General features: G+C 38.8%; 28 protein-coding genes and 1 pseudogene. All 29 read left to right on the top strand.

What is annotated here, in order from left to right:
* Positions 1-2 precede the first annotated feature (2 nt).
* Positions 3-689, top strand: coding sequence for a hypothetical protein (locus tag ACWYN3_RS17805; protein ID WP_456222329.1), 687 nt, complete (start codon positions 3-5; stop codon positions 687-689).
* Entirely contained in the window at positions 686-1,096 is a 411-nt protein-coding gene (locus tag ACWYN3_RS17800) for a hypothetical protein (protein WP_456222328.1), read from the top strand. The genes ACWYN3_RS17805 and ACWYN3_RS17800 overlap by 4 nt, the downstream gene beginning before the upstream one ends.
* A gap of 3 nt (positions 1,097-1,099) precedes the next feature.
* Positions 1,100-1,486 (top strand): hypothetical protein, encoded by a 387-nt coding sequence (locus ACWYN3_RS17795; RefSeq protein ID WP_456222327.1) that lies wholly within the window; start codon positions 1,100-1,102, stop codon positions 1,484-1,486.
* 10 nt (positions 1,487-1,496) lie between these two features.
* Positions 1,497-1,697: a hypothetical protein gene (locus ACWYN3_RS17790; protein ID WP_456222326.1), complete on the top strand. Its 201-nt coding sequence runs from the start codon at positions 1,497-1,499 to the stop codon at positions 1,695-1,697.
* The gene (locus ACWYN3_RS17785; RefSeq protein WP_456222325.1) at positions 1,694-2,038 is read left to right on the top strand and encodes a hypothetical protein; all 345 of its coding nucleotides are present in this window, start codon (positions 1,694-1,696) and stop codon (positions 2,036-2,038) included. The genes ACWYN3_RS17790 and ACWYN3_RS17785 overlap by 4 nt, the downstream gene beginning before the upstream one ends.
* A 4-nt stretch (positions 2,039-2,042) precedes the next feature.
* Positions 2,043-2,192 (top strand): hypothetical protein, encoded by a 150-nt coding sequence (locus ACWYN3_RS17780; protein WP_456222324.1) that lies wholly within the window; start codon positions 2,043-2,045, stop codon positions 2,190-2,192.
* A 238-nt stretch (positions 2,193-2,430) separates the two neighbouring features.
* Positions 2,431-3,069: a hypothetical protein gene (locus ACWYN3_RS17775; protein ID WP_456222323.1), complete on the top strand. Its 639-nt coding sequence runs from the start codon at positions 2,431-2,433 to the stop codon at positions 3,067-3,069.
* Positions 3,059-3,190 carry a hypothetical protein gene (locus ACWYN3_RS17770; RefSeq protein WP_456222322.1) on the top strand — a complete coding sequence of 44 codons (132 nt, stop codon included), beginning with the start codon at positions 3,059-3,061 and terminating at the stop codon, positions 3,188-3,190. Before ACWYN3_RS17775 ends, ACWYN3_RS17770 begins: the two co-directional genes overlap by 11 nt.
* A 107-nt stretch (positions 3,191-3,297) precedes the next feature.
* Positions 3,298-3,693: a hypothetical protein gene (locus ACWYN3_RS17765; RefSeq protein ID WP_456222321.1), complete on the top strand. Its 396-nt coding sequence runs from the start codon at positions 3,298-3,300 to the stop codon at positions 3,691-3,693.
* Positions 3,686-4,681, top strand: coding sequence for a hypothetical protein (locus ACWYN3_RS17760; RefSeq protein ID WP_456222320.1), 996 nt, complete (start codon positions 3,686-3,688; stop codon positions 4,679-4,681). The genes ACWYN3_RS17765 and ACWYN3_RS17760 overlap by 8 nt, the downstream gene beginning before the upstream one ends.
* On the top strand, positions 4,675-5,343 hold the full coding sequence (locus tag ACWYN3_RS17755) for a hypothetical protein (protein ID WP_456222319.1): 669 nt from the start codon (positions 4,675-4,677) through the stop codon (positions 5,341-5,343). The genes ACWYN3_RS17760 and ACWYN3_RS17755 overlap by 7 nt, the downstream gene beginning before the upstream one ends.
* Positions 5,344-5,622: 279 nt before the next feature.
* Positions 5,623-5,865 carry a hypothetical protein gene (locus ACWYN3_RS17750; RefSeq protein ID WP_456222318.1) on the top strand — a complete coding sequence of 81 codons (243 nt, stop codon included), beginning with the start codon at positions 5,623-5,625 and terminating at the stop codon, positions 5,863-5,865.
* Positions 5,843-6,709, top strand: a complete 867-nt coding sequence (locus ACWYN3_RS17745; RefSeq protein ID WP_456222317.1) for a hypothetical protein — start codon at positions 5,843-5,845, stop codon at positions 6,707-6,709. The genes ACWYN3_RS17750 and ACWYN3_RS17745 overlap by 23 nt, the downstream gene beginning before the upstream one ends.
* A 2-nt stretch (positions 6,710-6,711) precedes the next feature.
* The gene (locus ACWYN3_RS17740; protein WP_456222316.1) at positions 6,712-7,227 is read left to right on the top strand and encodes a hypothetical protein; all 516 of its coding nucleotides are present in this window, start codon (positions 6,712-6,714) and stop codon (positions 7,225-7,227) included.
* Positions 7,208-7,543, top strand: a complete 336-nt coding sequence (locus tag ACWYN3_RS17735; RefSeq protein ID WP_456222315.1) for a hypothetical protein — start codon at positions 7,208-7,210, stop codon at positions 7,541-7,543. The genes ACWYN3_RS17740 and ACWYN3_RS17735 overlap by 20 nt, the downstream gene beginning before the upstream one ends.
* 58 nt (positions 7,544-7,601) lie before the next feature.
* Positions 7,602-8,171, top strand: a complete 570-nt coding sequence (locus tag ACWYN3_RS17730; RefSeq protein ID WP_456222314.1) for a DUF6712 family protein — start codon at positions 7,602-7,604, stop codon at positions 8,169-8,171.
* Positions 8,172-8,182: 11 nt separating this feature from the next.
* A complete protein-coding gene (locus ACWYN3_RS17725) occupies positions 8,183-8,398 on the top strand; it encodes a hypothetical protein (RefSeq protein WP_456222313.1) in 216 nt (71 codons plus the stop codon).
* Between the two features lie 2 nt (positions 8,399-8,400).
* Complete coding sequence (locus tag ACWYN3_RS17720; protein ID WP_456222312.1) at positions 8,401-8,979, top strand: glycoside hydrolase family 19 protein; 579 nt, start codon at positions 8,401-8,403, stop codon at positions 8,977-8,979.
* A 17-nt stretch (positions 8,980-8,996) separates the two neighbouring features.
* Positions 8,997-9,173: a hypothetical protein gene (locus ACWYN3_RS17715; protein WP_456222311.1), complete on the top strand. Its 177-nt coding sequence runs from the start codon at positions 8,997-8,999 to the stop codon at positions 9,171-9,173.
* A complete protein-coding gene (locus tag ACWYN3_RS17710) occupies positions 9,154-9,705 on the top strand; it encodes a hypothetical protein (protein WP_456222310.1) in 552 nt (183 codons plus the stop codon). The genes ACWYN3_RS17715 and ACWYN3_RS17710 overlap by 20 nt, the downstream gene beginning before the upstream one ends.
* Before the next feature lie 137 nt (positions 9,706-9,842).
* Positions 9,843-10,648: pseudogene (locus ACWYN3_RS17705) on the top strand (DNA adenine methylase).
* 29 nt (positions 10,649-10,677) lie between these two features.
* Positions 10,678-11,469, top strand: a complete 792-nt coding sequence (locus ACWYN3_RS17700) for a hypothetical protein (RefSeq protein WP_456222309.1) — start codon at positions 10,678-10,680, stop codon at positions 11,467-11,469.
* Entirely contained in the window at positions 11,466-11,987 is a 522-nt protein-coding gene (locus ACWYN3_RS17695) for a hypothetical protein (RefSeq protein ID WP_456222308.1), read from the top strand. Before ACWYN3_RS17700 ends, ACWYN3_RS17695 begins: the two co-directional genes overlap by 4 nt.
* Positions 11,988-12,214: 227 nt before the next feature.
* A complete protein-coding gene (locus ACWYN3_RS17690; protein WP_456222307.1) occupies positions 12,215-14,161 on the top strand; it encodes a hypothetical protein in 1,947 nt (648 codons plus the stop codon).
* Positions 14,162-14,186: 25 nt separating this feature from the next.
* On the top strand, positions 14,187-16,244 hold the full coding sequence (locus ACWYN3_RS17685) for a hypothetical protein (RefSeq protein WP_456222306.1): 2,058 nt from the start codon (positions 14,187-14,189) through the stop codon (positions 16,242-16,244).
* A gap of 43 nt (positions 16,245-16,287) precedes the next feature.
* Positions 16,288-16,776 (top strand): hypothetical protein, encoded by a 489-nt coding sequence (locus ACWYN3_RS17680; RefSeq protein ID WP_456222305.1) that lies wholly within the window; start codon positions 16,288-16,290, stop codon positions 16,774-16,776.
* Positions 16,724-18,244 carry a hypothetical protein gene (locus ACWYN3_RS17675; RefSeq protein ID WP_456222304.1) on the top strand — a complete coding sequence of 507 codons (1,521 nt, stop codon included), beginning with the start codon at positions 16,724-16,726 and terminating at the stop codon, positions 18,242-18,244. Before ACWYN3_RS17680 ends, ACWYN3_RS17675 begins: the two co-directional genes overlap by 53 nt.
* A gap of 82 nt (positions 18,245-18,326) precedes the next feature.
* Positions 18,327-18,740, top strand: a complete 414-nt coding sequence (locus tag ACWYN3_RS17670) for a hypothetical protein (RefSeq protein ID WP_456222303.1) — start codon at positions 18,327-18,329, stop codon at positions 18,738-18,740.
* 52 nt (positions 18,741-18,792) lie between these two features.
* A complete protein-coding gene (locus ACWYN3_RS17665) occupies positions 18,793-20,721 on the top strand; it encodes a hypothetical protein (RefSeq protein WP_456222302.1) in 1,929 nt (642 codons plus the stop codon).
* Positions 20,722-20,747: the final 26 nt, after the last annotated feature.

Genomic DNA, 20,747 nt, shown 5'->3' with positions numbered 1-20,747 from the left:
ACATGGCAAAGAATCCAGATTTATCGGCCTTAGCAGCCTATGCAGGTACTTACCAGCAATCGCTATTTACTAGATTATATAATGGTTTTGATGCTGCTAAAGATTTAACACTATGGACCGGTGTTAAAAATAAAACAAATGCGACTAAGCTGGTAATATCCGGCAGTCCTAAACAGGGGACAGGTGTATTCAGACCTAAAAAAGGAGATATCGGTTATAAGCCTCGAGTAATAGAAGCTTTTCCCTGGCAACGCGACCTGGAGATTACTCCTTCTCAATATCGTGAGTCATTTATGGCCGCAATGCGTGGATCAGGTGAGAATCCGAACAATAAAGTAATTCCATTCGCAGGATTTTTGTGGAATACAGTAACGGATGATTTAGCCGAATCTATGAATAATCGGTCGGTATATTTTGGAGTCGGAACAGGCGCTTTTTCTAGTTATAATCCGTCAACTGCATATTCTCCTGGAATTAAGGTCAGCTTCGTTGGATTTGATGGGGGAATCGATTATTATGAATCAAAATCTTTAACTACCCCTGGTCAATCTCCTTTAACTAATCCAGAACTATGGATTGATAGAAATGCAGAAGCTATTATGGTTGGTTATGGAAAATTGATTTCCGATGAAATTGTAATAGGTGCTGCTGCTGCTGGACTAGATCCAGTCCAGTTACTACCGGGGTGATAAATTCTACAACGGGAGCATTTGCACAATTCAAAAAGGTATTTCGCGCTCAAACTGATGCAATTAAGTCAAAGGGATCAATCACATATTGTTCATATACTGATTTTGAGTTTTTGACAGATGATTTTCAAGATAAGGTGAGCAAATTTACAGAGACAGATAATGGATTAACATATCTGGCGGGTACAAATAAAAAGAATCTAATCCTACCAGCAACATGGTTACATGGCTCTCGTAGGTTAATCAATACTCCCAAAATCAATATGATTTTAGCAACAGATGAGATTAGCGACTTGAATAATATTGGTACTGAAGAGCATATCTACACAATAGATGCTGCTCTATCTGGAACAATAGGGGCTGCAATTCAAGATCCAGAAGCAATGCGCGTGTCAGATCAGGTATAAAAAATGGAAAACACTAACACTTTAACCTTTGCAAGCCTAGGGCTTGCACTGGTTGCTCTGATTGCTGCTGCAGAGAATGACCCAGCACTAAAAACCAGCTTAGAATCCTTTAAAGTTGATTTTGAAGGGTTAGAAATACTAGCTGACAAGGAAATGCAGGATAATTTTGATCAGTTCAACCAAACTGTTGAAGAGCTGAAAAATCAGCTTGAAGAAGCCCTGAACGTGAAGGAATCAAAAACAGATGCTTTAATGGTTACTGTAGATGAAGTGAAATACGTGGTTAACCATGGTGCACATCCTTATTCCAGGGAAGAAATTGCAGATAGTCCCGAGATTGCTAAGTCAATCTTAAAAATCCAAGGACAGAATGCTATTAGTAAACTTTAAATTTTAGGTTATGTTAGTAGATATCGTAGATCTTTTACATACAGATGGGGCTGAAAATCCATCTGGTTTAGCGACAATGCATGGTTTTGCATTGCTTAGCGATTTTACCACTGTCCAGCGTCCTAAAGATTTGGGAGAAGTCGGGGCAACCATCACTAATATTTCCAGTATTGATACTCCTCATGTCTTTTTAAGGCGACTAAGAGTATGAAACAACTATACGGTACGCAAAATAAGGGTACTGGGGGTTATGAAGCTATTGGAGAGCATGACAGTATGGGCTTCAAATCGAAGTTCACCATTTCATTCCCAGGCTCAAAGGCTGAAGCTGATGGTATGGCCAGGATACTGAATAATGCAAATGCACTTTTCTTTATCCAGGAGAGCGACGGAATTGTACGTCAATATGGTTCAGTGAGGTTCCCTGCTAAATCAAAGGTGAAATATGATACCGGTAATAATGAAGGTTACCGGGGATATACAATCGAAGTGGAAGCATATGGCCAGGCTGTTATCTATACTTCAGGTCTGAACTTTACCCCAGGAGTATAATATCATGGCCAGAACCAGAAATTTAGATATCACGGTAACTAATGACCGCAATTTACCTGAGGCTATTGCCACAAAATATGATTTATTGACCAATCATAGTGCTGGTGTGTATCACTATAAAGGTCATAAGGTTCACCTGGATAGATCAGTATAAAAGAAGCTGACGCACTGTATGCAAATGGGTTTCCTTATTTAGTATTGAAACCTGCAGTCGAAGATAGTTCAGTTTAATTTAGTTTTGGGTTAGGGTTAAAAGCCGCTTCAGAAATGAGCGGCTTTTTTTATTGAACTCGATTTAAAAAATTGAATAACCAGTGAACATTTTTAATATTTACCTTAAAAATAGGCTGGCTGTCCTTTTATGCGATATGGCAACTCTTCAATTTTAGGGTATGCAAAAAGAACTCAATATCTGGTTAAACGGTGACCAGGATTATCATACAGGAGTAAAGTTGCTCCAGCAATACCGCTGCTCAAATTTCCTTATTCAGCTCCTTAGTTCAGGACCTGATGTTTACAATACCCCGAAATTACATTCTGAGATACTCAAGGCTAGAAATGAAGTCGAAAATCAGCCTGCAGTAATTTCTCCAGCCCAAAGTTTAACCATACCAACGCATTATAAACCCGATCGCAATCTGGAGAAGAAGATGCGTATTGATGCGATAATCGTCCAATTATGGAAAGAGATCTGTCACCTGCATGGTCAGCTCAGTGTACTACCTGAAGGTGAAAGGCTATATGAATGTGCTAATTCAATCATGGTTAAAGATCTTAAACGCCAGGATCTTTGGGATCAGCTGCACTATTATAAACTAAATGGTGTATGGTTCGATGAACTCCAGGAGAATATGCCCAAACCTTTTAATCTTGAACAGGACATCAAGAACCTGATGACAAGTCGTTCAAAGGCAAAGAAAATGTTAAAAAAGCCTTTGCCAGATGCTAAACGAATCTATTACCAGGGCCGTGTTTCCCATTTTGATAAAAAAATTGAGGATCTTAAAAAATTGAGAAATAATGGCCAGTGATAAACGTGCTGCTTTAAGAAAGTTACCCGCTTATGATCCTGATAATAATATCGGGGCCGTTGACCGGGTTCGTTTTGCCATGATCAATAACCGTATGGCTGATCTTACCATCCAGAATTAGTTCAGGTCGAACGTTGGAGACAAATAGATGATTGGATTAGGTCCAGGAGATATGGAGAAGGAGAACTAGATATCATAACCAATCATCGCAAGTTACGGAATGTCGTGATGTCTAAATATGATTGTTCCTGGGATACAGCTGAACGTGATATCCGCAACGCCAAAGATCTATTTAAAGCCTCACATGATGACAAGGAATACTCCAGGTCAGTTTATATTGACCAAATCGAGGAGAACGCAGAGAAGGCAGCTAAGTTCAATGATTTTAAAGCGTATGCTAAGCTCATGGAATTGGCTGCTAAGTTGCGTGGTCATTTTGATGCTGTTATAGAAGAGATCCCATACGACAAATTAGAAGCTTTTCAGTTCATCATCGAATATAATCCGGAAGCAATAGGACTTAAAAGAGTTGATAATCCTGATGAAGTTATTGAACGCTGGAGAAAAAAGAAACAAATTGCTCAAAAATTAGCTGACGACGCGGAGGACGCTGAATATGTTTGACCTGTTTAATGAAGAAGCGGCAACTCGTATTACTCACTTCAATTATCCACAACAACGTGCCTGGATCGTTAACGCCAATATTACAGTAGCCATTATCGGGCGTGGTGGAGGTAAGACGCATGGCATTATTGCCCCAGTAGCAATACGAAATGTTAAAGGCATGCCAAGGGGCTCTACGGCTTTTGTAGGACCAACTTACATGAAAATTAAAGGTGATTTAATCCCCTCTTTAGTGAAGGCCCTTGAAAAGCTTGGTTTCTATGAGGAGATTGACTTCTGGATTGGTAAATCAATCCCAAAGAGTATTAAGCACATCAAACCATACGAAAATGCATCAGAACCTATGTATTCGGTTTTTTGGCGTAACGGACATGTTTTCCGGCTTATTGGTTTAGATCGTAAAGATTCAGGTAATGCCCAGTCCAATGACTTCATTATTAACGATGAGTCTAAATTCACCAACATTGATCAGTTTAATTCTCGGATAGTTCCTACTAATCGTGGAAACGAAGACACTGATTTTGCGAAGCTCCATTATCATCATGGTTATCTGTTTTGCACAGATATGCCTACTAATCCTGAAAGCGCATGGATATTTGAGTATGAGAAATTGATGGATCCTCAGCAGGTAGATCTGATCGTAACTTACGACTTTAAACGTACCGGGCTCATTAAAGATATGCGTGAGCTATTCGCCAAAGATCAGTTGACAGCTGCTCTTGATCAACGATTTCGTAAAGAGATTAAAAGATTAGATAACATCCTGTTTGAGTTAAGACGTGAGGCCGTATATTTTGTTGAGGGCTCAACTCTGGATAACATTGACGTAGTCACAGAGAAGTTTATTCGCCAGATGAAGCGGGTATTAACTCCCAAACAGTTCAATAGCTCCATCCTTAATCTACGAGAGACAGGTGCTGACTTCGCTTTTTATGGCAACTTCAATGCTACAATACATACCTATGATGATATCAACTATATATGGTAGATCTCTTCCAGGATATCAAGAAAATGCCGGCACCCTGGAAGAAAGACGCAGACCTAAATATACGGCAACCCCTGGACATCGCCTGTGATTGGGGGGCTAAGATCGTATGTATGGAGATAGGCCAGGAATTCCAGCACGTGTTTAAGGTACTGAACTCACTGGAGGTGTTACACCCTTTCCGTATCAAACACCTGGCAAAGAAGTTTGATGAGTATTATGAGGGTTATCCTACCAAGGTTGTCACGCACCACTATGATCATACGGCAATCCACGAGGATGCCAGTCGTGAGATCAGTTATGCCGAAGAACTTAAGCAAGAACTTACAGCCCTGGGATGGCGTGTGCATGATAACTATATCGGGCAGGCATCAAGGCACCATGCCAGGTACAAGCTCTTTGGCCGGGTGTATGCAGAAGATGATCCTGGTACTAAACCCGTTCGGATCAATAGGACCAATTGCACGAACCTTGTCACCTCCATTGAGCAGGCCGGTACCCACGAAAATACCAAGGGTCATCAAAAGGATAAGCGCCCCGAGCAGAAGGAGTCCGTCAAGCCAGAAGAGGCAACCCACCATAGCGATGCACATGACACCCTTTACATTGGTGTGTTCCAGATGCGTCTAGGTCATGGGGACTATGAGCCCGATTACATGACCTAATATCCTCCCAGGGTGGGGCTCCTATCAGATATCATGAAAAAAAGCTTCAAGAGTTGCCGTTTCCGACAGCGTGTCACGGGGTGACTTTAGCAGAAAAACATGTTTTTTTTGAAAAAGGCAGCACTTAATTATTTAATAATTAAGTGCTTAAGTGAAAATGAATCGGGAGTGCTGTTTTGCCTATGGTTGTCCTTTATTACAATGCCAGCAGGAACCACTTTCGTAGTATGAATAATATCATTTCTCTTGATGCTGCTTTGAAGATAATGTACCAGGTAGATGAAAAAGGAAATCCTATTCCTTTTTCTATCTCCGCAGTCACATGGGATAAAAGAGCGAAGGCGTGGCGGGGAGCGTTTAACCTATGAAAAGGCTGTGGTCTGTAATCCTAAAGGAGGTGATAAAAAGGTCTACCAGAACAGGAATAACGTCCGGAATATCAAAGGCTTTTTAACCAATGAGATCAGAGGAATTCACCCACTTTTAATTACAGCTATCAATGGAAAACAGGTTAGCCTCTAGTGTACAGGTTTCCGACCAGGCAGAGTTTTATACTGAGTCAGGAATCCTTTTGATGACCAGTGATGGAACGCCAGCTGCTAAGCCTACAGTTCCGCTTCTTCGCCAGTTTGGTAGCATTCCAATCATCTACTGGGGAAATGGCAATAACTACCCTCAAAGGGTAATTGCCATGGTTAATGGATCTCCGGAATTATTATCCTTAATTGATTTCCTGTGTACGGTTATTTATGGTGGTGGCCTTTATTACGAGGTTTACCAGAAAGATGAAGCGGGTAAACATACCTGGGTACGTGGTTATGATCCTGAGGTTGAATCCTGGATGCAGTATAACAATATCAATGATTACTTGTTGCAGTCAATTATTGATTTCGTCTGGTTCAATCATGGATTTGAGGAAATGATCAAGAATAAGAAGGGGGATAAAATAGTACAGATCACCCATCAGGAAGCAGCCTTCTGCCGATTTGGAATCCAGAACCCAAAAACCGGTTACAATGATAAAGTATACATCAACGCGAACTGGCCAGTTGGTTCTTATGATGATGAGTGGACTACTGAAGTTTCTGCAATCAATCCTACCGATTTACTAAAGGTTGATAACCTGAGAAAGTCAAAAGAGTATAAAGTTATTTATCCTATCAATTATCCCGCCCCTGGTAAACTAGTCTATCAACTTACAGGATGGCATTCCCTATTCAGTTCTGGATGGTTTGATATCGGTACGGAGATACCTATCCTGAAAAAGGCATTGATGCAATTGCAAATGACCATTAAGTACCTCATTAAAATACCTCAGGCTTTCTGGGATATGAAAAAGCAAAGGAGAAATCAACGACCTGGTTAGAATTGACTGCTGAAGAGCGCAAAGCGATTAAGAGTGAGGTTAGAAAGGAAATGAACGATTTCCTTACCGGGTCAAAAAATGCAGGAAAGTCATTTATCACCACTTTCTCATGGGATCCGATTAACAAAACAGAAATCCCTGGGATCTCGATTACTTCATTAGATGACAAGCTCCAGGATGGAAAGTATATAGAAGACTCTAAGGAAGCATCTGGGCAATACATTCGATCTTTTGGAATTCCAGCTCCGTTAATCGGACCTATCTCCTCAGGAGATATGGGAGGTGGATCTGGATCAGACGCAAGGATCCATTTTAATATTCTAAATAAACGCCTGAAACCGCGAAAAGATAAGATTGTCAGCCCTTTAAATTTTATCGCGGAGTACAACGGCTGGACCAAGCGCATGCCAGGCTTCCGCTTTGCGATAGAAGAATTCGTGATTGATACCCTGGATGTATCTCATCATCAAACCACTAACCCTGCACCAAAAAATACAGATGGCACACCTAATCAATAACATAGAAGAGTTAAAGGCAAACTTTAGCGCACTGGATTCAAATTTCAATTGGCCCTCCATTAAAAGTTTCGTTGAAGATGTAGAAACTGATATAATTACCGAAACAATTGGAGAAGATACGCTGCTTTATTTTCAGGGTAATTTAACCGGTCTGACTGGGAAATCTTTACAGGTGCTGCAAACACTGATCAGGTCAGTAGCCTACCTATCGGTTTTAAGATGGAGTCAGACCGCTATTTTCCGTTTGACCGATAAGGCTTTATTTGTTGCCAAGTCAGCAGATGGAGTAATAATCAGCGATAAAAAAATTACGTGACCTGCGTAACCATTGTGAAGAAACCGGATTCAACTACCTGGATAAAGCGATTAGTTTAATGGAAGCTAATTTAAGTTTGTTTCCTGCCTATGCAGAATCAGGTTTAAGGCAAAACCTGCTCCGGGGTTTTATAAAAACCGCAGATTTTTCTCTCCAGAGGAATATTAATAATTCAAGGATGACCTTCCTGAGCCTAATGGAAATTATGCTGACCGTTCAAGATAGCGTACTTCCACATGTCATGGGACAGGAGTATTATGAGGTATTCAAAGAGAAATTTTTTGACGATGATTTGAGCCTGACGGAAAAAAAAGCTTTACCGCTAATCAAAAAAGCAATTGCTCCGCTAACCATTGCTCAGGCGTGCAAGGAGCTTCCAGTGAAGTTAAATAGCAGGGGTTTATTTATAAACAAATTTGTTGATACCAAGGAATATGATCAGCAGGAGCCTGCCGATGCAGCCAGGACACAATACCTCTGTGATGATCATCAGGAAAAGGGTGAGCGCCGGTTGGTAGACCTACGTGATTTTTTAATTAAGAACGCAGGTTCATTACCTGGGTTTATTCCTCCTTCTGTTATTTCAGTTAATTACAATGCTGAGGATAGCGGGATTTATCTGATGTAAAAATATTTAATATGATCAAATATCTAATTAACAACCCCAAAGTGGGGGCTGTCTCAGGACTAGGCAGCGGAGTGCTCTACAGTTTACAGCGGTTTATGATGGACGAATACATTTTGAAGTTCGTAGCTGCAGTCGGGATTTGGGGCGGGACTATTGTAACCTTAATTACCGTTGTCGTTTGGATTGCCAGAATTTATAAAAGAATAACAAGGTACTTAATCAAATAGAAATGGATACGAAGAAATTTTTTGATACAGTTCGATTGAGCTTGTTCGGTGGAAAATTAACCATTAGCCAGGTTAAGGGGATGATATTTATTCTGGATGAAATCAATAAGGAAAAGTTGAGTGAGCAAAGGTTCACCGCTTACATGCTGGCTACCGTCTTTCATGAGACAGGTAAAACAATGCTGCCAATTAATGAAAATGCAAAAGGTAAAGGATATGATTACGGAAAGAAATTAAAACGTTCGCGAATTCCATACACCTTTCCTGATAAAATATATTATGGCAGAGGGTATGTCCAGCTAACCTGGTTTGAAAATTACCAGCTCATGGGAAGACTTTTGAACATTGATTTACTAAATAGACCTGAGCTTGCATTGGATCCAGACATTGCTGCCAGGATTATGATTGAGGGAATGACAAGGGGAGCCAGCAGCTTTGGAGACTTTACCGGTAAGTGTCTTGAAATGTATTTCAATACCAAAGTATCTGATCCAATTGGAGCCAGAAGAATAATCAATGGATCTGATCAGGCTCTGGTTATAGCTGGTTACTATAACAAATTTTTAAAAGCGCTCAGTTAACAAATCGATATAAAAACATGGAAAAAGATCTTAAAACAACAGTTATTGGGGCACTACTGGCCGTAATTATAGCTATTCAGCCAATCATTACCCAGGGAAAAATAGACTGGGGACAGCTTGGTTTAGCAGCATTGATTGCAGCCCTGGGTTATTTTACAAAAGACAAAAGTAGTAATGTACCAGGTACTAAATAATGCAGGTAACCTGGTCATGGCCATCCTGGTTATTTTACTGCTGAAATCCATCAATAAACAATTCACACAATTTTCCAATCTTAATTCAAAAACAATGAGTTTAAAAGTAATCTTACAAAACATCGTTTCAAAAATCACCAATTTTATTAAATCCATTCTCCCTTCAAGTAAGCAATTGCTGGATATCGCTCTTGAGGTAGTTACTTTCTTAAAACTCTTTGTCGACAGGCCAGAAATTGATGTATTCACCGCCTTGACAAAAACCATTAAAGATGAAAAGGCAATTGCACTTTTGAGGATTGCGCTTCCCAAAATAATGGTTAATCTAAAATTGGCTATTGATGAATTGGGGAAAACACCTGACGAAATTTTGAAGGATGGTATAAAAGTAATCCAGGGAATGGATAAAAACACAAAGAGTGTTACTCTTCAGTCTATATGGCAATTAGTATCTAATGATCTTACTCAGGATGGAATCAAATTAAGCGACCTGCAGAAAATTGGCCAGGGGTATTACGAAGAAACAAAATAATAATTAACGCCTCCAGCCCTTCCTTAGTTTCTCACAACGTAAAAAAGTAATGCACGAGCATCTTGCCGGAGGCGTAAGCCAACAGGTTAGATTATCGTGCATTAATTACGTTGTGAGATTACAAAACTAAGAATATTATGGGGAAAATAAATTTAAAAACACCGATTAGCTACTACGGGGGTAAACAAAAGTTAGCAGCAAAAATTATATCAGTAATTCCGGATCACATTCTATATTGTGAACCGTTCCTGGGAGGAGCAGCTGTTTTTTTTTTGCCAAGAGTCAATCCTCTGTGGAGGTCTTAAACGATACCAACAAAGAGCTAATCAATTTCTACAAAATGGTTCAGCAAGAGTTTGTGGGACTTGAAAAGGAAATACGGATTTCCTTACATAGCCGGGATCTTCATCGTAAAGCATCCGTAATTTACAATCACCCTGATATGTTTTCAGAGATTAAAAGAGCATGGGCAGTGTGGGTGTTAAGCTCCCAAAGTTTCAGTGCTCAGTTGGATAGTTCCTTTGGTTTTGATCTGAGCAAAAACTGTACGACAAAAAAGGTTATTAATAATAGGGATCGATTTACTGAAGAATATGCGATAAGACTTCAAAACGTACAGCTGGAAGCTACCGATGCTTTGTATGTGATCAAAAGTAGGGATACCACGGGCAGCTTCTTTTATTGTGACCCTCCATACTTCAACAGCGATTGCGGTCATTATGATGGTTATTCGGAGCTTGATTTTGAAAATTTATTGCAAACACTATCTAAAATCAAAGGTAAATTTTTATTAAGCTCTTATCCCTCTCCATTATTGCAGCGATATGCTAAAGAACATGGCTGGTGTATGTGGAGTGTTGAAAAAGAGGTAACTGTAAATAAGAAAAGTGGCTATCTCAAAAGAAAGATTGAATGTCTAACCGCGAACTTTTCTTTCAATTAAAGACTGTCCTTTAATACGATGTCAGCTGCATGCATGCACCTTTGGGTATGCAGCACATTGTATTAAATAACCAGAAATATTCAGGGCCATCAGGGTGGGATGAGCTGAGTGCAGAAATGCTGCTTCACTTTGCCAGGATCACTGGCATATTGGGTATTTCTGATATGGCAATTAGCATATTGGTCATGTGTCTGTTTAAAATCCCATACAAACAGTATAAACTCCTCAAAGAATTCCAAATGCTGGAGCTTCATCAGACAACGGCTTGGATTTTCCAGAAAAACACCATATCAAAATGGTTGTTAAAATCCGTAAAAGTAGGGCGTAAGACACTTTATGGGCCTGAAAACAAGCTGTCAAACTTGACTGGGAACGAGTTTATGGTCACTGAAAATGCCTACGAACGTTGGTTAACCGACCAAAATCAGGAGCATCTTAATACCCTTTTTGCTGTTTTATATCGAAAAAAGCATTGGTTAAGTGGCAAAAGAGTAATGTTCAACGCTGAAAATTTAGGTTCTTACCTGAGAGAGACTAAAACATTTGAAAATCTTATTAAACAAGCGGTCGCTATCAATTATGCCGGTTGCCGAAATCTTATCATTAAGAATCACCAATATATTTGGAAACAGGCTCAGGATACGCATAACCAGCAACAAGGTATTGTACGTGTTACCAGCTGGGCTACAATATTCCTGCAACTGGCAGGTGATAAGTTCGGTACCTATGAACAGACAATCAAAATGAATTTATGGATCATGCTCGCTGATTTAGATGGCAAAGCAAAAATGGCTCAGGAAATGGAGGCAAAATTCAAATGACAGAAAATTTTCTAGAAAACTACTTTGAAAAGGTAGCGGCCAAAGTAAAGGACATAGCTCATACGGCTGACAGTAAGGCTTTTTATCGAATACATTCCAAGGTTGACCTGGATGAATTTGACAATGCGGTACGTAGTATGGAAAAACACATTTGTTTGCTTGCAGAATTCGGATCCGGTACTATTGGCGATTGGGATTCTCCGCGTGATATACATGCGTATTATGGATTACATGTCCTGGTTAAAAGCAGTGACATTTTCTCTGAAATAAAGGCTGCTCGTGATCATGCGAAAAGTACACTGATTAAAATTATTGTCCTGATGCGTAAGGACATCCAGGATAAGTTTATTTATGCTACTGATACTGCAGGACCATTAAAGTTAGCAGGTATTGTTTTCGATAGTGGTGGCAAATACGATGACATGGATGGTGTAGATGGTAATTGGTACGGCAAATCCATTTATTTTGATTTTAAAGCAACGATAAACTTGGCGTATAACCCAAATGATTATTTATAAAATATGGCTATTACATTAATTTCGCAGCCAGATGAGCTATCATTCAGCAGAAATCCGATCTGGTTTACCTTCAAAACAGATAATTTATACGGTACCCTGGGTCAGCCATCAACCTTCATCTGGTATATACATCCTCAGCTTGCATTTCCAAATACAGTTTTTGATTTAAAATATGGTCAGATTACCCAGAACTTTATTTTCAAAAAGATGTTCCTGATGATAGTGGTTTGCAACTGCATTCGTTTGGACAATTTAATCCTACCAGCTGGATAAATCAGATTGTAGAAGATTTTAACAATAATTTTCTAATATCGAGAGATTACATTGTTTCTATTGATACGGGATTAGGTCCAGGTGATCCGAGGATTTTATTCACAGCCAGGATTAATGATACAATTTATGATTTGACAATTATAAGCCCAGTTGTTACTCTTCAGCTTATTCAATCAGGGGCTAAAAAGCTAAAACAAGCGAATTTTAAAATATTTTTAGAGATATGGGTGGCAAATGTTACCCGCTCTGGTTTTGATCGGATCCTGGGCGATCTATATCTTGATGTTGATGATCAAGGCGAAGCTTCAATTAATTTAAGTTCTCATTTAACAAATGCCTTAATTGGAATTCATAACGATTTTGATCGTCCTGATCATATATCTCCGGCGGTTAAGGTAAATTATAAAAGCTGCAGGCAGTACTATCTTCGATATGCTGAAGCATATGGAGGGAAACAGACCATCCGGAAAGTTTATAAAACTTCATTTAAATGGACTTTATTGGGTGGCATTGGTAAATCTTTTATTGAGAATTATTCTGTCCCTGCAAACTTCCTGATTGGGGGACAACATAGATTTTTAAAACAGGAGAATAGTGTAAAAAAAATAAGATTAACCCAGCCTGAATGGTTAAGTATGGTATGGCTTACATCTCCTGGCGTAAATATGGTCTTACATGTAAAGACATATTTTGCTGACGGATCGGATGATGCTAAAGATTTATTTTCAGTCGGAGGACTTATTAAGTATGATAAGGTGACCTACCCAGTGGGGCCGACACAGCTTAATCTTCCTGGATTATATCCTGACAAAATTATTGTTAAATATGAAGTATCTGTCAATATCCTTGCCGGGGGAATTCCTGTCACCGAAGTCAGGACTTACATTCTGGATTATCGTTTTCAACTTGCGGATAGGTTTTTAGTAGTAGCATTAAGCAGTCTTGGAACTTATGATACCTTTTATACTTATGGTAATGGGAGCAGTGAATTTGATTTGAGCAGCGCATCCTCTGAGGTAAGCAGAAGTATTGATTTCAATTTCGAAGAAGGGGAAACCTTTACTTATGATACATCTCTGGATCAAAAGGAAACTATACTTACTGGATTCATTCCTAAAAGAGAGCTTAAGCGCTTCCGGGACTTCTTTCTAAGCTGGGATAAATTTATGATCCGTGGGATAACTTTTATCCCGATTTCAGTTAGTTCAAAGAGCATTAAAGAATTTAAAGATGATGATCGGCTTTTTGCCCTTACTTATGAAGTCGCATACCGATTTTCAGAACAACTTTGGACTGAAGATCTATCTGATGCTGCTCCGGATGTACCGGTTGATCTGAGCTCATATCTTCCGATAATATCAAATCCCGACCCTATTAATTACGATCACCTTTATTATAGAAAAATACAAACCTATAATAAGGCTGAAGTTGATGCCTTAATCTCTCAGCAGTTGGTGATCGAGAAGGCGGACCATGCTGCTCAGCAAGGATTAATTGATGCGCTTACTATCGCGGTAACTCTTAAGGCGGACAAAAATCATTTACATGATGAGCGTTATGTTCAAATATCAGTTTTTAACGAATCTGTAAAAGATCTGGCTGATGGGATTATTGGTTTATCAGTCCCTTTTACACATGATCCAACACAACAAGTATTTAAAATTCTGAATTGGCAAACTGATATGCCAGCTGGATATAATAAAACTTATGTCGATCTGCTAGGAAATAGTCCAATATTATTGGTAAAGGAAAGATTTGGAAATAACCTACTTGATCGCCCACAAATTTCACCGATGAGAGTTTGTGATATGAGTAATCCGGACGAAGTGATTTTGTTGGAGGTTCAATTAGACATTGGTATTGGGGTAGATTTTACGGGGATATTAAGTATTAAACGATAAATAATAATAGTATAAACACATTCAAATGAAAAAAAACATTTCAATAATTGTCTGCATCCTATTTTCTTTTTGCGCCAAAGCTCAGCAGCTTCTTCCTGCTGGATCCAAAATAATCGGTAACACATTTTATCAGGCTCCCGATGGTGGTGTATATCAATATAAGGGATCACAATACTTGCCAAATGCCTATTTTAAAATTAGTAATAAGGTATCTATAGATAGCCTATTGAATCTTAAGGTAGATAAAATCACAGGGAAAGGGTTGTCATCAGAAGATTATACCACTACTGAAAAATCTAAATTAGCTTTGCAATCTGGTACGAATACTGGGGACCAGAACTTATTGCCTTATCAATTGCGTTCAGAAAAAGGGGGTGTAAATGGATATGCTAGTTTAGATGTATCTGGTAAAGTACCATTATCCCAATTACCGCCTATTAGCGTAACTGTAGACCCGGTTCCGACGAGTGGCTCCACGAATGCAGTTTCTTCTGGAGGGACGTTTACAGCTTTAGCGGGTAAAGTAAATTCAGGTACTTTGACTGTAGGAAGAATACCATATATAGCTGCTGGTAACACACTTGTAGATAATTCAAATTTACAGTGGGATAATACTAATAGGCGTATAGTTCTTGGAGGACTTAGTCAGGGATTGAGATTTGCGAATACGGGGTCAACGATGACTACAGAAATAGGATTTCTTGGAGCAGGTGCTACAAATTTCGACTTTAAGAATACGACAAATAACCTATTAGGGTTTACTATACTTATGCCAAGCACAACTACTCCTGGAAGAGTAGGTATAGGTAATATAGCTCCGGGGTCGTACCCAACAGAAGCACAATTATATGTCTATGGTGGTGGTACAGGGGCTAATATTGACATGCGAGGTGATGCTGCAATAACAGATCAAGCAAATATGGATCTTGAAGGAGCTGATTTTGGTACAGGAACACCTAACTCATTAGGTTTTTCTTACTATGGAAATCAGTATAATTTAGGTGGAACTATTTTAGGCTATTCTAAAAATAATAGCCAAATGGGTGTTATTCGTTTTGATCAGGCTAATATTGCTATAATTAAAAGTGATCATGGAGCCACAATTGTGCCTATCCGTTTCGGTATAAATGATATTGAAATAGCCAATCTGAATGATAAAGGGTTGTCTTATCGTTATGATTTCTCCTCTGTAAACTCTGCTAATCCTCGTTGGTTAGCTGATAAAGGATATATAGATGGTAAATTTTCTAATTATATGGACTTGTCAAGTCCTCAATCTATTTTCGGTTTAAAGAAATTCAGTAATTTAGAGTATAACCCTTCTGGAACTAATGCGCAGGTTAGATTCGGTACATACACGGATGGTACGATAAATAACGGTGCGATTATACTAAATTCCATACAAACTGACGGGACTGTAAGGTCTATGGCTTTAAGAACTGAGTCTTTAGGTGGAGTTGATAGAAGTACTACATTTCGTGATTTGGATGGCGTGGCCGCATTAACTTTAGACCTTGCATCAGGCAAAACGATAGGGGCTAATACAACTGGTAATGCATCCACAGCAACTAACTCATCTTTGTGGTCTGGACAAAATTATGACTCGCTACCTAAAGCCGGCAATTTTAATTTCATGGTTAATAATGGTACTGGTGGATGGGGATATGCGACGCCTGCAAACACATTAGATAATTTAGGAATATCATCCGGGACCTACCTTCCTAATATAAGCATTAAAACGGGTGGTGGTATGTCGATAGTTTCGAGTAAGGGCATGTACTCCAGAGTAGGGAATATAGTTACTGTTACTATACAGGCTATAGTTACGTGGGTAACACTAACCCCGACGTCATTTAAAGTATCACTACCATTACCGTCTCCTGGAATGAATACCATTTCTGATTGCATGGGGGTTGCTGTATTAGGTAGTCCTACTCCTAGTATAACGCCTCCACCTGGCGTGGCTGGGACTGTATATGCTAGTTATCCATATGAATTTGCTTATACGGACGTCTTTACACCCACAGCAGCTAATACATCAGGATCATTTCTGAGTCTTAATTTTCAATACATAATTAAATAATAAGGAGCATAAATCTCTTATTCAATATTAAAAAGATATAATAATGTTTACACTCCAATATGGCTCTAACTTTTTAGACTTAGCGAAAGGGGAAAACCCTATGATTGAAATGATCAGTACAGCATTTAACAACAGTGATGATTTGTTAGGGTCTTTTTCTTATAGTATTGAATTTGCTGACACGCCAAATAATGACCGTTTGTTGAATTATAGTGGACAATTGGCTTCTCGTAATAGTCGGATTGACATCGAGGTTATTCCTCATATCAATAGTTCTCCATGGAAAAGGTGCACGTTAAGTTATGACCTTCTGGATGGAAAGCGTAAGGGGAATTTGAAAATTGATAATGGTGCGTTTGCTACGTTAATAAAGGAAACGGAACTTCCTCAGATTTTTGTAAAAACAAATAATGGTGCATTTGTTGATCACAATTGGTTATATATTGGTTTTAAATCTACAAGGAACTCAGCAGGCAATTTTGAGTTCATTAAACCCAACTGCTGCTCCCTATACTTTTTTTCCATATGCTAATGAAACTGTATTGGGTGGGGATGGTGATACCTATACACAGCCACGCGTGGTTAATCCTTGGACGAGCACTGGGTTTCGCTTTTCAACAAATGATGGTGATTTAAGCAAGAAAACATGGTATTCACCTTGTCTTTATTTAACCTGGGTAATTAGAAAGGTGTGTAACTATTTGGGATACGAACCGATCGGTGATTTCTTCGATGATCCCTGGATAAATAGTCTGGTAATTCCGAACAATGGGGTTTACAATATTAAAGATGTATTTACTTCTGAAGGATTTAAACTGGCTCCAGCTAGGCATCTCCCTAAAATAAAACTTAATGACTTTTTTAAGTTTCTAAGAGAGGAATTTCGGCTAATCTATTACTTTAATAGTGACACAAAAACTGCAAGTTTTACCTTATCAGATACCGTAATAATAACATCAACTCAAAGAGTCCCTTTGGATGGTTGTGTTCAGAAAGGGCAATACACTACTAAAAAGAGTACAGAAACTGGCTATGAATTAACTCAGGGAAGTGATGATGGGGATGATCTCTATAAATTTAAGCCCTATGTTAAGTCATTTTTTATAGGAGGTGCATTGGTGCCTAAAACTATAGAAGTTCCAATTGGCACTTGTTTTATGACCATTGAAGGGAACAAAGATGACTCTAGGAATGGAGTTTGGCGCATTCCAGAAATGCGCCAAATCGGTAACGCCTATAGCACAATTTCAGAAGGTTCACCTGCTGATAATCCTCAGGATTGGGGGCGTAATGATTTCAAGTTGAAGTTGTTAAGTTATAGAGGAATGCAGTCTGATAGTAAAGGAAATCAATACCCATTTGCCACAAGTGATGGACTAGCTCCAGATGCTATTACAAGACTTTGTCCATCCTTATGGTTAGGTGGAGACCAAGGGATTTTAACCAGGTACCACCATAAAAAGTGGTATAATTTCTACTTGCAATCTGAGGAGACTCGATTAAGAGTTCTTTTACCAAATTCAATCTTAAATCAACTTTCTCCTATAAGAAAAATACGTTTTGCTACTGATGAGGGAGTTCATTTGGAAACGCTATTTAGTAAAATTACTTTCCAGGCAGATGATGAAAAACAGCTGGTAAAAGCAGATTTAACTGTTTTTCCAATCTATAATGCAAGTCAGAATCCAATGGGAAACGGTGATGATTTTACGTCTGGAGAAGTTGTTAACCCAATAGTTATATGGGTGAGAATGTATCAAGAAAATTTTAATGAACAGCATATGGGATGGCCACGGAGGGGAACAGTTACAGATAGGCATGCTGACATTGTTCTGTATTTCTATTATGATAAGGATCAGCAATTTCCAATGGAAGTAGCTGGACTAAGTGTCAGACTTATGAAATCTACCAATGGTGTGGCAGAGGCCATTTATTTCAATGCCTCAGGTAGTAAGTTTATTTGCCATTCAACAAGCTGCATTATATTATTACCGCGATAGCTGGATTGGTGGAGGACATGTTCAAGTTACCTATGATTATGGACTTGTGGAGAACAATGGGTTATATAAACTGATATAAAGTATGGAACAACCAGCTGCAGCATTAAATCTAAACATTGATATCAGCCAGAAAATTGATCGTTTTGCATTGATAGTAATTGATAGATGGCATCAAGCATTAAAACAATATAATATTGGAGTAACCGGTGCATTAATGAATTCGTTTATAAAAGAGATTAAGAAAAACAACGGAGATGTTGAGGCAGTCATCTTTAAATTTCTCAAATATGGCCGTTTTGATGATATGGGAGTGGGAAAAGGTGTGAGTTTAAATGATCGTGTTTTAAATCGAAAATTTGATAAATATCGTAATACGTCCGGTAAAACTGTAGGCAGCTTAGGAAGAAAAAAGAAGCCTTGGTATACTAAGACGTTTTATAGAGAAGTCGCAAATTTTAAGGCTTTCTATCAAAAAAAATATATGGGGATCAGTTAATCGGTATCCTGGAGAATAATCTAACTGAAAACATCAATTTAAGCGCTTAACAATGAAAAGCAATGAACAAGCGGTCGTTAATCTTGTTATTAATGGCCAACAGGCAAAAACTTCTCTTAGAGAAGTTACTGGCGCGTATAACGCACTTCGAAGTGAAATTAGTAAAATGAAGAAGGATGATGATCCAAAAGGTTATGCTGAAAAGATCTCAATGTTGGATAAGCTGAAGAAATCCCAGGAATCATTGCGTAATGAAATGTTCTCTGGAGGTGAAACAGCTAAAAAATTCGGTGCAGATTTTAAAGGCGCAATTGGAGATGCTGCAGGGAAATTGGGGCCTTTTGGTGGTATGCTTTCAACTTTTTTCGGATATTTTAGTACTGGACAGTCCAAAATAATGGGTGTCGTCAGTACGTTTAAATCCTATACAACAGCACTGAATGTAGCTAAAGAGGCACAATTAGCATCTGCTGAAGCTAATAAAATAGCTGAAGCTGCACAACTGGCTTTAGCTGCTGGTACAGGTACAGAAGCTGCTGCTGAAACTGCAAAAACTACTGCGGTTATTGCGGGTACTGTTGCTACCGAAGCAGCAACCGCTGCTACAAAAATATTAAGACTAGCTTTTGCTTCTACCGGAGTCGGTGCCTTGATAGTTGCACTGGGTTTCTTAATAACTTATTTTACTCAGACTAATGAAGGATCAAAGAAAATAAAAATTGCATTAGGGGGGCTTTCTGATGTGTTTCAACAAATATTGAAATTACTTGCACCGATTGGTAAAGCCATGTTTGATACTTTTGCTGGTCCTAACCAGGGAGGAATCAAATTGGCAGCATCAGCCTTAAACTCATTCTTAATTCCTTTAAGAACAATTTTAAGTGTAATATCTGATTTGAAAAATGGAAATTTTAAAGCTGCTTTTAACGATATCAAAGATGGGATGAAAGAGTTCGCCGCCGTCAATCAGGTTAATGGTATAAAGGCTGGTATTGGACTAGCCAAAGATCTTGTTATTAGTACTGGGAAGGCTGCTGATGAAATTAAAAAAACTGGAATTAATTTTAAAGCTGCAGCTATGGAAGGTGCAGCAGTTGTCGAGGCCAGATTTAAACTTACAGTAGCAGAACGTGCCTGGTCAACTGAAAAAATTAAGCAGCAGAAAGAAGTTGATGTTTTAACGATGAAAATCCGTCAACAAACTTTATCTGAAGAAGCTCGTATTGGGTTGGCCGAAAAGGCCAAAGGTTTGAAGGATAAAATTTTCCAAAGAGACAAAGAATTTGCCGACACCAATTTGGCTCTTGTCCTTCGTGAACAGGATGCCATGTCAAAGAAAGATAAACAAGCAATTGCGGATGCCAGAAATAGGGTTGAAACAGTTGATGCTGAACATGCAACTTCAATGCAGAATATAGTTAATAGAGAAAGCAAGTTGCAGAAAAAACAGCAAGCAGCTGCCGATGCAGCAGCTGAAGCCAAACGAAAAAAGGATAAAGAAGAATTAGATAAAATATTACTCGAGGCTGAAAGCGCGAAAATTGCCAGTTTAGCACGTCAGGCAGAAACCTTAATGGAAGCTTATGGAAAGGAAATTTCTGCAACTGACGAGCACTACCGCGAAATGATTGTTAAACAACAACAAAATTCCATCAAGTTTCCTCAACAAAAAAAGGTTTTTGACGAACAGATCATTCAACTGGAGAAAGAAAAGAATGCGAAACTCCTGGAATTATCTGATAAGTTTAAAAAGGATGATTTGGCTAAACTCGAGAAAATTCAAAAGGAATTTGTTCAAGTTACTATTGATGGTATCAAAGATAAAGAACTGCATGATCTGGCTGCACTGAGGTTCGCAACAGATGAAAAGCTAAAGGCTATTGATAAGGAAGATCAGGAAACTCAGGACTTAATTTACAGACAAATAACTGAAGTCCAAAAATTAAAGACTGAGGGTAAAAATGGAGAGGCTAAATTTTAGAAGATAGCATCATCCGAGAAATGGAT

The organism is Pedobacter sp. NJ-S-72 (genome assembly GCF_053890575.1).
The sequence above is the reverse complement of the archived record's forward strand: the minus strand, read 5'-3'. Positions and strand labels throughout refer to the sequence as shown.

What these genes read in the sequence shown, in the direction of transcription:
- ACWYN3_RS17805 (WP_456222329.1), top strand. Translation starts at nt 3, where the DNA reads ATGGCAAAGAATCCAGATTTATCGGCCTTAGCAGCCTATGCAGGTACT.
- ACWYN3_RS17795 (WP_456222327.1), top strand. Translation starts at nt 1,100, where the DNA reads ATGGAAAACACTAACACTTTAACCTTTGCAAGCCTAGGGCTTGCACTG.
- ACWYN3_RS17790 (WP_456222326.1), top strand. Translation starts at nt 1,497, where the DNA reads ATGTTAGTAGATATCGTAGATCTTTTACATACAGATGGGGCTGAAAAT.
- ACWYN3_RS17785 (WP_456222325.1), top strand. Translation starts at nt 1,694, where the DNA reads ATGAAACAACTATACGGTACGCAAAATAAGGGTACTGGGGGTTATGAA.
- ACWYN3_RS17780 (WP_456222324.1), top strand. Translation starts at nt 2,043, where the DNA reads ATGGCCAGAACCAGAAATTTAGATATCACGGTAACTAATGACCGCAAT.
- ACWYN3_RS17775 (WP_456222323.1), top strand. Translation starts at nt 2,431, where the DNA reads ATGCAAAAAGAACTCAATATCTGGTTAAACGGTGACCAGGATTATCAT.
- ACWYN3_RS17770 (WP_456222322.1), top strand. Translation starts at nt 3,059, where the DNA reads ATGGCCAGTGATAAACGTGCTGCTTTAAGAAAGTTACCCGCTTATGAT.
- ACWYN3_RS17765 (WP_456222321.1), top strand. Translation starts at nt 3,298, where the DNA reads ATGTCTAAATATGATTGTTCCTGGGATACAGCTGAACGTGATATCCGC.
- ACWYN3_RS17760 (WP_456222320.1), top strand. Translation starts at nt 3,686, where the DNA reads ATGTTTGACCTGTTTAATGAAGAAGCGGCAACTCGTATTACTCACTTC.
- ACWYN3_RS17755 (WP_456222319.1), top strand. Translation starts at nt 4,675, where the DNA reads ATGGTAGATCTCTTCCAGGATATCAAGAAAATGCCGGCACCCTGGAAG.
- ACWYN3_RS17750 (WP_456222318.1), top strand. Translation starts at nt 5,623, where the DNA reads ATGAAAAAGGAAATCCTATTCCTTTTTCTATCTCCGCAGTCACATGGG.
- ACWYN3_RS17745 (WP_456222317.1), top strand. Translation starts at nt 5,843, where the DNA reads ATGGAAAACAGGTTAGCCTCTAGTGTACAGGTTTCCGACCAGGCAGAG.
- ACWYN3_RS17735 (WP_456222315.1), top strand. Translation starts at nt 7,208, where the DNA reads ATGGCACACCTAATCAATAACATAGAAGAGTTAAAGGCAAACTTTAGC.
- ACWYN3_RS17730 (WP_456222314.1), top strand. Translation starts at nt 7,602, where the DNA reads ATGGAAGCTAATTTAAGTTTGTTTCCTGCCTATGCAGAATCAGGTTTA.
- ACWYN3_RS17725 (WP_456222313.1), top strand. Translation starts at nt 8,183, where the DNA reads ATGATCAAATATCTAATTAACAACCCCAAAGTGGGGGCTGTCTCAGGA.
- ACWYN3_RS17720 (WP_456222312.1), top strand. Translation starts at nt 8,401, where the DNA reads ATGGATACGAAGAAATTTTTTGATACAGTTCGATTGAGCTTGTTCGGT.
- ACWYN3_RS17715 (WP_456222311.1), top strand. Translation starts at nt 8,997, where the DNA reads ATGGAAAAAGATCTTAAAACAACAGTTATTGGGGCACTACTGGCCGTA.
- ACWYN3_RS17710 (WP_456222310.1), top strand. Translation starts at nt 9,154, where the DNA reads ATGTACCAGGTACTAAATAATGCAGGTAACCTGGTCATGGCCATCCTG.
- ACWYN3_RS17700 (WP_456222309.1), top strand. Translation starts at nt 10,678, where the DNA reads ATGCATGCACCTTTGGGTATGCAGCACATTGTATTAAATAACCAGAAA.
- ACWYN3_RS17695 (WP_456222308.1), top strand. Translation starts at nt 11,466, where the DNA reads ATGACAGAAAATTTTCTAGAAAACTACTTTGAAAAGGTAGCGGCCAAA.
- ACWYN3_RS17685 (WP_456222306.1), top strand. Translation starts at nt 14,187, where the DNA reads ATGAAAAAAAACATTTCAATAATTGTCTGCATCCTATTTTCTTTTTGC.
- ACWYN3_RS17680 (WP_456222305.1), top strand. Translation starts at nt 16,288, where the DNA reads ATGTTTACACTCCAATATGGCTCTAACTTTTTAGACTTAGCGAAAGGG.
- ACWYN3_RS17670 (WP_456222303.1), top strand. Translation starts at nt 18,327, where the DNA reads ATGGAACAACCAGCTGCAGCATTAAATCTAAACATTGATATCAGCCAG.
- ACWYN3_RS17665 (WP_456222302.1), top strand. Translation starts at nt 18,793, where the DNA reads ATGAAAAGCAATGAACAAGCGGTCGTTAATCTTGTTATTAATGGCCAA.